This window comes from Mitsuaria sp. WAJ17, assembly GCF_014174515.1.
GTDB lineage: Bacteria > Pseudomonadota > Gammaproteobacteria > Burkholderiales > Burkholderiaceae_C > Roseateles_B.
Genome location: NZ_JACJUG010000034.1, coordinates 1 through 12,378, shown reverse-complemented (window position 1 = coordinate 12,378; position 12,378 = coordinate 1). Strand labels below are relative to the sequence as shown.

Annotated in this window: 12 protein-coding genes; 9 read left to right on the top strand and 3 right to left on the bottom strand. The window is 71.0% G+C overall.

Features of this window, described 5'->3' with window-relative positions; all coding sequences use genetic code 11:
• Positions 1-9 precede the first annotated feature (9 nt).
• Together H5407_RS20605 and H5407_RS20600 are read right to left on the bottom strand one after the other, a co-directional pair.
• Positions 10-354, bottom strand: coding sequence for a hypothetical protein (locus H5407_RS20605; protein WP_183106377.1), 345 nt, complete (start codon positions 352-354; stop codon positions 10-12).
• Positions 355-372: 18 nt separating this feature from the next.
• Positions 373-531, bottom strand: a complete 159-nt coding sequence (locus tag H5407_RS20600; protein ID WP_183106376.1) for a hypothetical protein — start codon at positions 529-531, stop codon at positions 373-375.
• A gap of 290 nt (positions 532-821) precedes the next feature.
• On the opposite strand from H5407_RS20600, the gene H5407_RS20595 reads away from it, so the two are divergent.
• The 3 genes from H5407_RS20595 to H5407_RS20585 all read left to right on the top strand — a co-directional run bounded on the left by H5407_RS20595 (position 822) and on the right by H5407_RS20585 (position 3,753).
• Positions 822-1,625 (top strand): SDR family oxidoreductase, encoded by an 804-nt coding sequence (locus H5407_RS20595; RefSeq protein ID WP_183106375.1) that lies wholly within the window; start codon positions 822-824, stop codon positions 1,623-1,625.
• On the top strand, positions 1,616-2,263 hold the full coding sequence (locus H5407_RS20590; RefSeq protein ID WP_310737680.1) for an HAD-IIIA family hydrolase: 648 nt from the start codon (positions 1,616-1,618) through the stop codon (positions 2,261-2,263). The genes H5407_RS20595 and H5407_RS20590 overlap by 10 nt, the downstream gene beginning before the upstream one ends.
• A 272-nt stretch (positions 2,264-2,535) precedes the next feature.
• On the top strand, positions 2,536-3,753 hold the full coding sequence (locus H5407_RS20585; RefSeq protein ID WP_183106374.1) for a glycosyltransferase: 1,218 nt from the start codon (positions 2,536-2,538) through the stop codon (positions 3,751-3,753).
• Here H5407_RS20585 and H5407_RS20580 read toward each other — a convergent pair.
• Positions 3,693-5,372: a sigma 54-interacting transcriptional regulator gene (locus tag H5407_RS20580; protein WP_183106373.1), complete on the bottom strand. Its 1,680-nt coding sequence runs from the start codon at positions 5,370-5,372 to the stop codon at positions 3,693-3,695. The genes H5407_RS20585 and H5407_RS20580 overlap by 61 nt on opposite strands.
• 581 nt (positions 5,373-5,953) lie before the next feature.
• On the opposite strand from H5407_RS20580, the gene H5407_RS20575 reads away from it, so the two are divergent.
• From H5407_RS20575 to H5407_RS20550, 6 genes are all read left to right on the top strand, one after another.
• Entirely contained in the window at positions 5,954-6,301 is a 348-nt protein-coding gene (locus H5407_RS20575) for a hypothetical protein (RefSeq protein WP_183106372.1), read from the top strand.
• Positions 6,262-8,766, top strand: coding sequence for an ATP-binding protein (locus tag H5407_RS20570; RefSeq protein WP_183106371.1), 2,505 nt, complete (start codon positions 6,262-6,264; stop codon positions 8,764-8,766). Before H5407_RS20575 ends, H5407_RS20570 begins: the two co-directional genes overlap by 40 nt.
• A 148-nt stretch (positions 8,767-8,914) precedes the next feature.
• A complete protein-coding gene (locus tag H5407_RS20565) occupies positions 8,915-9,430 on the top strand; it encodes an adenylyltransferase/cytidyltransferase family protein (RefSeq protein ID WP_310737679.1) in 516 nt (171 codons plus the stop codon).
• On the top strand, positions 9,427-10,356 hold the full coding sequence (locus H5407_RS20560) for a bifunctional heptose 7-phosphate kinase/heptose 1-phosphate adenyltransferase (RefSeq protein WP_183106370.1): 930 nt from the start codon (positions 9,427-9,429) through the stop codon (positions 10,354-10,356). The genes H5407_RS20565 and H5407_RS20560 overlap by 4 nt, the downstream gene beginning before the upstream one ends.
• The gene (locus tag H5407_RS20555; protein ID WP_183106369.1) at positions 10,353-10,988 is read left to right on the top strand and encodes an SIS domain-containing protein; all 636 of its coding nucleotides are present in this window, start codon (positions 10,353-10,355) and stop codon (positions 10,986-10,988) included. Before H5407_RS20560 ends, H5407_RS20555 begins: the two co-directional genes overlap by 4 nt.
• Before the next feature lie 25 nt (positions 10,989-11,013).
• On the top strand, positions 11,014-12,378 hold a 1,365-nt coding region (locus H5407_RS20550), incomplete at its 3' end, for a family 1 glycosylhydrolase (protein ID WP_183106368.1).

Genomic DNA, 12,378 nt, shown 5'->3' with positions numbered 1-12,378 from the left:
GCGGCGGCGTCACCGGGACAGCCGTGCAATCAGTGCACCCAGAGCCAGGGCCGCAGCAATGGTGGTCAGGGGGTGCTCGCGCACGCTGCTGCGCAGGCCTTCGCGCCACTGCCTGCCCATGTCACGCATCTGCTCGGCCCGTTCCTGGATCATCTCGCCGGCGCTCTCCATCTGTTCCTGCACTTTCTGGACCGTGGGCGCCGCCTGATGGGCAAAGCGGTCGATGGTGTGGTGGGCGCCTTGCGCCGCCCGGTCCACCAGGTCCGCGGCATCCGCAGCGGATGCCTGGGTCCGGCCCGTGCCGTCTTCCATCCGGACGCCTGCGGCGCCCTCGTGCGTTTCAATCATGCCCATCGCGCATTCCTTTCAGAGTCAGCAGAAGTGGGGCGACAGCCTTGCACGGTCCCGGTGTTCCAGGCTCGTGGCGACGACCATCGCCGAGGTCTTGAGGCCCTCCACGGCTCCGGGCTTGCGGGACTTCGCCCGGCTCACCCCGCTGGAGACCGCTGCCGCCAGGGAGGCAAGCGCCATGCCTGCTGACCCGGTGTGCCGTGGCTGCGCGCTGCAGTCAAGCCGCTGCCGCAGCACCCCACGGCGGGACATGGCGGGACATGCCTCTGGGAACCGACACCACCCGGGCGAGCATTCCGCGGGTGTGCCGCAGGGAATTCGTGCCGCAAGGCCTACCCGGCGCCGCGCCGCGGCGGCCGGCACACGGCCTGCTGGTGCGCGGGGCATCGGGCGCGGGGCTGGCGAGCGCCGGCCCCCGCCGCCCGCCAGTCCCCCCACCCGGCCCTTGAGGCCTCAGCCCGGAACTCAGCATGAATCCAGCCTCCCCCAAGACCCAGGATCTCTTCCTCAGCAGCGACGGCGAGGCCGCCGATGCCCTGCAACCCGTCTCGCTCAAGGGACGGGTGGTGCTGATCACCGGCGGCGGCCAGGGGCTGGGCGCTGCGCTGAGCCGCGAGCTGGCACGCCACGGTGCCCATCTGGTGCTGGCCGACATGGACCTGCAACGCGCCCAGGCTCAGGCCGCGACGCTGGCCGGGCTGGACATCGAGGTTCTGCCGCTGGCCCTGGACGTGGCCGACCCCGGGCAGTGCCGCCTCGCCATCGCCCGGGTCGAGCAGCGCTTCGGCCGCCTGGACGCGCTGGTCAACAATGCCGCGACCGACGTCACCGCTTCCCTGGCCGAACTGGAGGTGGCGGACTGGCTGCGCATCCTGCACACCAATCTGTCCGGCCCCTTCGTGCTGAGCAAGTACGCCGCGGACTGCATGGCGCGCCGGTCCGGCGGCGGTGGACACATCGTCAACATCGCCTCGACGGCCTCCAAGCGCGCCTGGCCCAATGCCAGCGCCTATCACGCCAGCAAGTGGGGGCTGCTGGGGCTGTCGCACGCCCTGCATGCAGAGCTGCGCGAGCAGGGCATTCGCGTCTGCGCCATCGTCGCAGGCGGCATGCGCACGCCCTTCCTGCTGGACCGCTTCCCCGATCTGGACCCCGAGCGGCTGCAGGACCCGGCCCATGTGGCGCGCGCCATCCGCCATGTGCTGCAGCAGCCGCGCGGCACCAGCATCGCCGAGCTCACCGTGCTGCCCGAGTGCGAGACCTCGTGGCCCTGAACTCACGCCTGCCGGCCTTGCGGGCGAGACAGAGCCGGCGCCCCTGGGCACCGGCTCTGTTCCTGGACAAGGACGGCACCCTGGTCGAGGACGTGCCCTACAACGTCGATCCCGCCCAGCTGCGCTTCAAGCCCGGTGCGGGAGGGGCGCTGGCGCGCCTGGCGGCCGCAGGGTTCGCGCTGGTGGTGATCACCAACCAGAGCGGCATCGGGCGCGGTCTGTTCACGCGCGCCGCCTTTGACGGGCTGGAGCAGGCCCTGCGGCAGCGCCTGCGCGAGTCCGATGGCGTGGAGCTCGACGGCTTGCTGCTGTGCCCTCACCTGCCCGATTCCGTGGGCGCCCCCGCCTGCCGCTGCCGCAAGCCGGCCGCGGGCCTGCTGCTGCAGGCCGCCACGCTGCTGAAGCTGGACCTGACGCGCTCGTGGATGGTCGGCGACACCCTGGACGACGTGGAGGCCGGCCATCGCGCCGGCTGCCGCAGCCTGCTCCTGGACAACGGCGGCGAGACCGTGTGGCGCATGAGCCCACTGCGCGAGCCGGATCACCGCATCAGGCAGTGGTCCGAGCTCGAGGCCCTGCTGTTGGCCCCGGACGGACCGCCGCCAGCATCGCCTGCAGGCGGGTCCCGGTCTGACTGAAGGCGCGCCACCCCACGGTCGGACAGACCGGCGGTCAGGGACAGCCTGGCCAGGCGGCGCAGAGGCTCACGTCATGAGCCACCCAGGTCTTACCCGCTCGCGGGCCGGCGCACTGCCGCTAGGCGGATTCGTGCGCGGGCGGCGCACGCCACAAGCGGAGCGGGGATGGGGCACGTCATGCAGGCCCGCCGCCGCCGGCATGCCAGGCACAGGGCTTGCTGAAGCGCTGCCATGCCGCCGTTGGCGCTCGCCCCCATCCAACGAGGACTCCCATGACTTCCCATGCCTCCCCAGGCCCCCATGTGCTGGACGCCACGATGTTCTGGAGCACCAGTCCCGCCGGCGGCGTTCGCCGCGTACTCAGCGCCAAGCGCCAACAGCTGCTGACCGCGGGCTGGCGCCACAGCCTGCTGGTGCCCGAGGGCGAAGGCCCCGGCCTGCTGCCCTGTGGCGGCCTGCGGCTGCCGGGTTCGGGCGGCTATCGCTTCGTCCTGGACCGGGCGCACGCCGTCGCCTTGATGAGGCAGGCTCGGCCGGACCTCATCGAAGCGGCGGATCCCTACGTCCTGGGTTGGGCCAGCCTGGAAGCCTCACAGCAGCTGGGCGTGCCAGCCGTGGCCTTTTGCCACAGCCATCTCCCGGCCCTGCTGGAGCGCTGGGCGGGGCAGTTGGGCGGCCGGCGGGCCGGCGAATGGGCGCGTGAGCGGGCACAACGCTATCTCGTGCGCCTGTATGGAGGCTTCGACCTGGTGCTAGCCCCCAGCCGTACGCTGGAACACCAGCTGCGGCACTGCGGCCTGGACCAGGTGCAGTACCAGCCCCTGGGGGTGGACTGCGGCATCTTCCGCCCTGCCGCGAGCAAGGGCGGATGGGCGCGATGGATCAAGCGGGAGCTGGGCCTGCCGCCGGGGACGCGGCTGCTGCTGTACTGCGGACGCTTCGCGCCGGAAAAGCGCCTGCCGCTGCTGGCCCGGGCCGTGCGCGCCCTGGGGCCAGGCCATGTGCTGCTGTGCGTGGGTTCCGGCCCCTGCCCGCCCTCGGGTTCCCAGCTGCGCGTGCTGCCGCCGGTGCATGACACCGCCGAGCTGGCCCGCGTGATGGCCAGCTGCGATGCCTTCGTGCATGCGGGCGACCAGGAGACCTTCGGACTGGCCGCCCTGGAGGCCATGGCCTGCCGCACGCCGGTGGTGCTGAGCAGCCGGGCCGGCCTGGGTGAGCTGGGCGCGGACGCGGCGTTGGCCGTCGACAGCGCCTGCCCCGCCGACTGGGCTGCCGCCATGCGCCAGGCCCTGGACGAGCCCGAGGCGCCCCGCCTGGACCGCGCGCTGTGCCGGGCCCGCACCTTGGACTGGTCCCGGGTGGGCGCGCTCATGATGAGCCGCTACGCCGCGCTGATAAACCCCGCCGACGCCCTGCAGCGTTGCGTGCCTCAGGACCTGCCCTCTGGCCAGTCGGCTTCGGTGGCCGCGTATTCCTTCAGGCGGTTGTAGAGCGTCTTCAGGCTGATGCCCAGCACCGCGGCGGTGCGCTCCTTGTGCTGCTTGTAGTGGGCGAGCGTAGCAAGGATGAATCGCCGCTCGATCTCGGCCATGGAGCAGCCGATGGGCACGATCAGTGCGTCCTGGCCCATGGCCATCCCGGCACTGGTACCGGACAGCGATCCTGCATACTCGGCAGCTCCCGCGCCAATGGCCGGCGCCGACAGGGTCGGGGTGGCGGCTGAAGCGGCGCCGGATTCACCGGTGGCGCTGCCCGCCATGGCGGTCGCTGCCCCACCCAGGGCTGCATCCGCGGTCCCGCCCACCGCATAGGCAGGCGAACGGGTCAGCGTGCCGAGCCCTGCGGTCGCCGCATCGCCCTCCAGCGCCGCGGCCCCGCGTTCGCCTTGCGGCAGCGGCTCCTGCACCAACAGGCCGCCGGGGAGCGCCTCGATGCCGCCCGGCGCCGCGGGGAGGTCGGGCGCGGGCAGCCACTGGTCGGTGATCAACTCGCCGGTGGCCATCACATAGGCCCGCTGCACGGCGTTGCGCAGCTCGCGCACATTGCCCGGCCAGCGGTAGCGGCACAGGCGCTCCATGGCCGCGACGCTGAACTGCTTGTGCTGGCCTTCCTTGGCGCCGATCGCGCTGAGGAAATGGCGCGCCAGCAGAGGCACGTCGCTCAGGCGGTCGCGCAGCGGCGGGAGCTCGATGGGAAAGACATTGAGCCGGTACAGCAAGTCCTCGCGCAGCTTGCCGGACTCGACGGCCTGGATCAGCGGCCTGTTGGAGGCGGCGATCACGCGCACGTCCGCCTCCATGGTCTGCGTGGAGCCCACGCGCATGTAGCGGCCGGTCTCCAGCACGCGCAGCAGCTTGACCTGCAGCTCCAGGGGCATCTCCGTCAGTTCGTCGAGGAAGAGCGTGCCGCCGCTGGCGCGCTCGAAGAAGCCCTGGTGTTGGTGATCGGCACCGGTGAAGGCGCCTTTCTCGTGGCCGAAGATCTCACTCTCGATGAGGTTGGGCGAGATGGCGCCGCAATTGACGGCAAGAAAGGGCTTCTTGCGGCGCCGGCTGAGGTCGTGCACCGTCTGGGCGACCAATTCCTTGCCGGTGCCGCTCTCGCCCAGGATGAACACGGAAACACCCGTGCCCGCCACGCGCGAGATCTGCTCGTACACCGGCAGCATGGCGGGCGCCCGCCCCCACAGATGGCCGAAGTTGCCGTCCTCGGCCAGATGGGCGTTGAGGTCGGCCACCTCGGCCTTGAGCACGGCGGGCCGCGTAACGCGCGAGAGCACGCCCAGCAGGTGCCGCAGGTTGATGGGCTTGACGAGGTAGTCGGCTGCCCCCAGGCGCAGGGCCTGAATGGAGGTCTCCAGGGAGGCATGGCCGGTGATCAGAACGACCTCGGAATTGGCAACCAACTGGGGATCGGTGAAGAGGTCCATGCCATTGCCGTCCGGCAGCTCCAGGTCCAGCAGGATGAGGTCCGGCTGCTGCAGGGCCATGTGGCGCCTGGCATCCCTCAGGCTGTGGGCAACCGAGACCGTGAATTGCTCAGCCGCGATCAGTGCCTGCAGCGATTCGACCGAATCGCCATCGTCATCAACGATCAGCGCATGTGCCACGCAGTCTCCCTTCTAGGTCCCGTTCAAATGGCCACTGCCCTGCACGACTGCGAGCAGGAGGACTTCCCCACATCTTGCAACGTTGCCGTTCGAAATATGCAATGCTCAAGCGGTCATTTGCATCAGCTTGTGACACTACATTTTTTCTGCCTCAGGAACGTCCATTGCCCAAGGCCCGCAATGCACGACAGACGGAGAGATCCATGTATCCATCGCATATTCCCGGCCATGAGCACCTTCAGTCCCTGGGGTCATTCAGCCGCGCCAGCCGCTGCCTCACATGGCTCGGCCTGCTCACTCTGAGCGTCATGGGCGTGTGCTGTGTGCAGCGCACCCACCGCCGCCGCAAGGAAAACCTTCCTTGATTCAGCGCGAAGAAGGCCGGAGTCTTCCGCAGGCCAAACGACGCCGACGTTGGCATTCCCGGCGACACCAGACAGCATACGGCACTGCGGGGGTCGATGCTTACAAATATCACCTTCGATGTGCTTCAATAGCAGGTCAGGCACTGCTCCATCGCCCGCAGAGCAGGAGGAGCAGCGCCAGGGCCGCCGATTGAGTACCCATAAGGGCAGATACCCATGCCAACTGCAGGGAGTCCGAGGCGCTGGCAGGCGCACGCCCTCGCACTGGCGACGGCCCTTCTGGCCATCCTCACCGAGCAAGCCGTCGTCCAGCAGTCCACCACCATCGCAAACGCACCCTGGGCCCTCGTGTCGTTGGCCCTGGTGTGCTGCGTCCTTGCCGGCGCGCTGCCGAGCTTCACCCTGCTGCTGGGCGGGTTGGCGCTCGCCTGGCTGGCCGGGACCACAGGGCTGGCCGGCCTGCTGCCGCCGGCCCCCAAACGCTGCTGGCCGCGGCCCTGCTGGGCAGCGCAGGGGTGCTGCTGGTGGCGCGACGACTGCGCCGCCTGCAGCAGTCCGCGCTGAAGGCCGAACACGCCGAGCAGCAGCAACGCCAGATCGTCGAGAAGGCCGGCCTGGGCCTCTTCGAGCTGGATCTTCAGCATCGCAGCCTCCAGACGTCCCCCCGCTTCGCGGAGATGCTGCAGCTCCCCTGGACCCCCGGCTCCCATGCCCTGGACGCCTGGCTGGCCCGGATGCCGCAGGCCTCCGCCGGCCGGCTGAGGGCGCTGCTGGACGGCCTCGCCGTCGGCCCGCGCCGCCTCTTCCTCCATGAGTTGGAGCTCAGCGATGCTGACGGCCTGCCTTACTGGGTGCTGCTGTGCGGGCAGGTCAGCCTGGACGCCGAGACCCGCCACACCCGAGTTCAGGGCGCCGGCATCGACATCAGCGCCCGCAAGCGCGCCGAGGTGGACCTGCAGAGCGCCAAAGCCGCGCTGGGCGAGCAGCTGGAGGACCTGCGCCGCCTGCACGAGCTGAGCAGCCGCCTGCTGGCACCGGGCACGGTCGAGGAGCAGCTGCAGCAGGTGCTGGCCACGGCCATGGAGATCCACCGCAGTCGCTGTGGCCTATTCTGCGTGCCTCACGAGGGTCGGCCCCGCGTCACGGCGCAGGTGGGCTTCGACGACATCTCCGCCGCAGAGCTGGAGCGCCTCATCGCCAACGGTGGCATCTGCGGCATGGCCATGAGGGAGCGGGCCCGCGTCCTGGTGCAGGACATGCAGGCCGACCCGCGCTGCCAGCCCATCCGGGCCCTCATGGCCAGCCGCCAGCTCCATGCTGCCCACGCCCTGCCGCTGATCAGCGACCAGGGCGAACTGATGGGGGTCATGAGCATCTTCCTGCGGGACGCCCGCCTGCCCAACGCCCGCGAGCGAACCGCGATGGACATGTGCGCCAACAAGGCCGTGCTCTTCATCGAGCGTGCCCGCACCCGCGCTGCCCTGCAGGCCTCGGAGTTGCGCTTCGAGGCCGTGCTCGACGCCTCGGCCGTGCCCTTCGGTGTGTTGAGCCCGGTGCGCGATGCCAGCGGCCAGTTGGAGGACTTTCGCCTGGACTACCTCAATACCGCCGCCACGCGCGCGCTGAAAGGCCGGCGCGAGCAGCTGACCGGGCGGCCTGTGCAGGACATCTTCGTGGACGTCTGGCAGCGCCGGGCCGACCTGCTCGCGCAATGCCAGCGAGCACTGCTGCGCAACGAGACCTGCGAGTTCGAGTTCTGCGCACCGGAGGGCAGCCGCGGCCGGGGGCAGTCCTTCCACTGCATCGTTTCTCCCATGGGCAATTCGCTGGCGGTGTGGGCCGCCAATGTCAGCGATCGCCGGCGCCATGAGCAACAGCTGCGCGACGCCGACCGCCGCAAGGACGAATTCATCGCCACCCTGGCCCACGAACTGCGCAACCTGCTCGCGCCGATACGCCAGGCCGCCCACCTCGCCAGCGCCAGCAGCGCCACCGAGGAACAGAAGCGCTGGGGCAATGAGCTGATCGACCGCCAGGTGCGCCATATGGCGCTGCTGCTGGACGACCTTCTGGACATCTCCCGCATCGCCCGCGGCGCGCTGCTGCTGCGCCTGGACCGCGTGGAACTGGGCAGCATCATCGACAACGCGGTCGAGGCGGTGCGCCCGCTCATCGACGCCAAGCAGCATCGCCTGCTGCTGGACCTGCCGCGCCGCCCGCTGGGCTTCGATGCCGACGGGCTGCGCCTCTCTCAAGTGATCGCCAATCTGCTGGGCAATGCGGCCAAATACACCGAGCCGGGCGGCGAGATCCGGCTGCGCGCGCGTGCCGGCAAGGGCGAGTTGTGCATCGAGGTCAGCGACAACGGCATCGGCATGCCGCCGGAGTCGTTGGGCGACGTCTTCCACATGTACACCCGGCTGGGCAGCAGCGACGAAGGCAAGCCCGGCGGCGGCCTGGGCATCGGCCTGGCGCTGGCCCGCGGCCTGGTGGGACTGCACGGCGGCAGCATCACGGCCACCAGCGAGGGGCCGGGCCGCGGCAGCTGCTTCACGGTGCGCATTCCGCTGCTGCATGTGAGCCAGCCTGGTCCCCGCGAACCCGCCCCGGCCATGCCCCGGCCGCTGCCGACCCGGCCCATGCACGTACTGATCGCCGATGACAACGAGGAGGCCGCGCAGAGCCTCTCCGCGCTGCTGCAGATGCACGGCCACCGGGTCAGCTGCGCCTACGACGGCGCGCAGGCCGTCGCGGCCTTCAGTGCCGATCCCGCCGACGTCTGCCTGCTGGACATCGGCATGCCTCTGCAGGACGGCAAGGAGGTGGCACGCGCCATTCGCGAACTGCCCGGCGGGGAGCAGCCCTTGCTGATCGCCATCACCGGCTGGGGGCAGGAAGCCGACCGCCGCGAGGCCATCGCCGCCGGCTTCGACCACCACCTGACCAAGCCGGTGGACCCGGAGCATGTGCTGCGCCTGATCTCCTGCGCCACGCCACAGCCGCGCAGCGCGCAGGCCCCGGCCTCCTGAGGCTTCCGGCGGCAGCGCACTGCAATCCTTGCGGTAAGTCCTTCGGCCCATTCCCGGCTCGATCAGCCGCCGCCCGGAAGACCCGGCGCCAGGCCGGGCACGCCCGCTGCCACGGCGCGTCACTCATCCAAAACGGAGGTCCTGCACCGTGCAGAACGCCTGGGACAGCTCGAGCAAATGCCTGGCGCCGTCAGCCCTTCCCGCACTCCTGGTGCGGCTGCCGCGGCCGCTGGTGTTCACCAACGGGGTCTTCGACCTCCTGCATGTCGGCCATGTGGCCTGCCTGGAGCGGGCGCGCCGCCATGGAGCCTGCCTGCTGGTGGCGCTCAACACGGACGCCTCGGCCGGCCGGCTCGGCAAGCCCGGCCGCCGCCCGGTGCTGGCGCTGCCGCAGCGCGCCCGCCTTGTCGCGGCCCTGGGCTGCGTGAGCTGGGTCAGCTGGTTCGACGAGAACGGGCCTGCCGTGCTGCTGGAGCTGTTGAAGCCCGAGGTCTATGTGAAGGGCGGAGACTACCGCCCCGAGTGCCTGCCCGAGTCCGCCCTCGTCGCCGGCTGGGGCGGCCGGACCGAGATTGAGCCCCATGCCGCCGGTCATTCGACGACAGCGCTGCTGCAACACATCCGCGGCGGCGCGCCCGCGCGAGGACGCGAGGCTGCCCGATGAAACGGCCCGAAGTGCTGGTCGTGGGCGACTGCATGCTGGACGTCTACCTGGAAGGCGCCGTGCAGCGCATCTCGCCCGAGGCGCCGGTGCCCGTGCTGCGCATGCAGCGGCGCGACCCACGGGCAGGCGGCGCCTCCAATGTCGCACTGAACCTGGCCAGCCTGGGCTGCCCCTGCAGCCTCGCCGGTTCCGTGGGCGAGGACGCCGCCGGCCTGTGCCTGGAGCGCCTGCTGGACCACCCCAACATCGAGCGACACTGGGTGCGCAGCCACCTCTTCCCCACGACGCAAAAGATACGCATGGTCAGCCAGCGCCAGCAGCTGCTGCGCATGGACATCGAGCAGCCCCTGCCCGCCGAAGTGGCCGAGGCCCTCATGTCCCTGGTCAGGCCGCTGCTGCCGCAGTACCGCTACCTGCTGCTGTCGGACTACGGCAAGGGCACGCTCAGTGAGAGCGCCCAGCTGCTGCTGGATGCACGGCGCGCGGGCTGCCGCACCCTGGTCGATCCCAAGAACCGGGACCTGGAGGCCTACCGCGGCGCCTGGCTGCTCAAGCCCAACCTGATCGAGCTGCAGGCGGCGCTGGGGGACTGGCCGGACGAGCAGGCCCTGGAGCCCAAGCTGCAGGCCCTCATGGCCCGGCTGGAACTGCAGCACCTGCTGGTGACGCGCGGCGCCGAGGGTATGACGCTGTACACGCGCGGCGGCCCCACCCTGCATGTGCCGGCCGAGGCACGCGAGGTCTATGACGTCAGCGGCGCGGGCGACACCGCGCTGGCCGCCCTCACCTGCTTCCTGGTGCGCGGCTGCAGCCTGGAGCAGGCCGTGCGCGCGGCGAATCGGGCGGCGGGCATCGTGGTCGGCAAGTTCGGCACCGCGCGGCTGAGCCTGGCCGAGATGGGCATCGTCGAGGAAGGCCCGGCATGAGCGTCACCCCCTGCCTGCCCGGCCAGGGCCTGGTCAACGAGCTGGGCCTGCTCTTCCACCGCCAGCTGCAGGAGCACCAGTCGGTCTTCCATGAGCTGCACCGGCAGCAGGTGCTTGTGGGACAGATCGGACGCCAGTTGGGCGCCGTGCTGCGCGCCGGTCACACCCTGCTCTTATTCGGCAATGGCGGCTCGGCCGCGGATTGCCAGCACCTGGCGGCGGAACTCAGCGGCCGCTTCCAGCGCGAGCGCCGCCCACTGGCCGCCTTGGCCCTGACCACCGACAGCTCGGTACTCACCAGCGTGGCCAACGACTATGGCTACGACGAGGTCTTCGCCCGCCAGGTCGCGGCCCTGGGCCGACCGGGGGACTGCGCCATCGGCATCTCGACCTCGGGCAAGTCCCGCAGCGTGCTGCGGGCCCTGGCGGCGGCCCGATCCGCCGGTCTGCACACCGTGGGTCTGGCTGGCCGGGACGGTGGCTACATGCCCAGCTTCTGCGATCAGTGCATCGTGGTGCCGCACGAGGACACGGCGCGCATTCAGGAGGCGCACATCTTCATCGGCCATGTGCTGTGTGCGCAGATCGAGCACTGTCTGGGCCTGGCCGGTGCGCTGCCGGCGGCGTGCTGAGCCTCGGCCTGGGGAGGGGCCCGTCTTGAGCAAAGGGCCCTGCGGCCTCCTGCTGCCCTCGTTCTGGATGGGCGGCTACGAAGGCTCCGACCACGTCAACGCGGCCGGCGAAGCCCTGGACATGGTGCGAGCAACCGGCCACCTGGCCCGCCTGGACGAGGACTACCGCCGCGCCGCCCGCCTGGGCCTGCGCACGCTGCGCGAAAGCATAGGCTGGCGCCTTAGCGAGGGCGCGGGCGGCGCACTGGACCTCGGCCGCGCCGTGCGCATGGCGCAGGCGGCCCGCCGCGCCGGCATCCAGCCCCTGTGGACGCTGATGCACTACGGCCTGCCTTCGGATCTTTCGCTCTTCGACGACGCCCTCATCGAGCGCTTCGCGCGCTTCGCGGGCGCGGTGGCGCGCACCCTGCGGCCGCTCTGCGAGGCCCCGCGCTTCTACACGCCCATCAACGAGATCAGCTTCCTGGCCTGGGCCGCCAGCGTCGGCGGCTTCTTCCAACCCGCCGGGGGTGCCCCCACGCAGGCGGAAGGAGCCGGCAGCGAGCTCAGCGGCTACCAGATCAAGCGGCGCCTGGCGCGGGCAGCCCTTGCGGGCATGGCCGCCATTCGCGCGGTGGATCCGCAGGCGCGCTTCCTGCACGTCGAGCCCCTGGTCCACGTGGCCGCGCCACCCGAGCGGCCCGAGCTGGACGCACTGGCACGGCAGGTCCGCGACTACCAGTGGCAGGCCCTGGACCTGCTCAGCGGCCGGCTGGAGCCAGGGCTGGGTGGCCATGAGGGCGCCCTGGACTGGCTGGGCTTCAACCACTACCACAGCAGCCAGTGGGAGGTCACAACCGAGAAGCGCCTGGCGTGGCACCTGCGCGAGCCGCGACGCCAGCCGCTCTGGGCGCTGCTGCAGCAGGCCTTCCAGCGCTATGGCCGTCCCTTGCTGGTGGCCGAAACCGGCCATGTAGGCATGGGCCGTGCCGCCTGGCTGCACGAGATGGCGGGGGAGGCCCTGCAGGCGCGCGCCCAGGGCCTGCCGCTGCAGGGCCTCTGCCTCTACCCACTGCTGGACCGGCCTGACTGGGGAGACGCCGAACGCTGGCACCGCTGCGGCCTGTGGCAGCTGGCGCATGACAAGGCCGCGACCCCGGCCATGGCGGCGGACTCGCGCGTCACCGTGCAGGCCTACGCCAGCGCCCTGCAGGCCTGGACCAGCCTGCCCGGCCCCCCCGGCCACACCGCCAGCGCCTGCTGGTGCTGCTTCCGGTGCACTGGGAGGCGCTGGACGCTAGCCTGCAACGGCTGCTACGCCGTCTGTCCGGCGAGCGGACGCCAGGCCGCACCCGCCCCGCGCCCGAGGCCTGCTTCGAGGTGCTGCTGGTCGAGCCGCCCCGCGCGCTGG

What these genes read in the sequence shown, in the direction of transcription:
- H5407_RS20585 (WP_183106374.1), top strand. Translation starts at nt 2,536, where the DNA reads ATGACTTCCCATGCCTCCCCAGGCCCCCATGTGCTGGACGCCACGATG.
- H5407_RS20575 (WP_183106372.1), top strand. Translation starts at nt 5,954, where the DNA reads ATGCCAACTGCAGGGAGTCCGAGGCGCTGGCAGGCGCACGCCCTCGCA.
- H5407_RS20555 (WP_183106369.1), top strand. Translation starts at nt 10,353, where the DNA reads ATGAGCGTCACCCCCTGCCTGCCCGGCCAGGGCCTGGTCAACGAGCTG.
- H5407_RS20600 (WP_183106376.1), bottom strand. Translation starts at nt 531, where the DNA reads ATGGCGCTTGCCTCCCTGGCGGCAGCGGTCTCCAGCGGGGTGAGCCGG.
- H5407_RS20560 (WP_183106370.1), top strand. Translation starts at nt 9,427, where the DNA reads ATGAAACGGCCCGAAGTGCTGGTCGTGGGCGACTGCATGCTGGACGTC.
- H5407_RS20605 (WP_183106377.1), bottom strand. Translation starts at nt 354, where the DNA reads ATGGGCATGATTGAAACGCACGAGGGCGCCGCAGGCGTCCGGATGGAA.
- H5407_RS20595 (WP_183106375.1), top strand. Translation starts at nt 822, where the DNA reads ATGAATCCAGCCTCCCCCAAGACCCAGGATCTCTTCCTCAGCAGCGAC.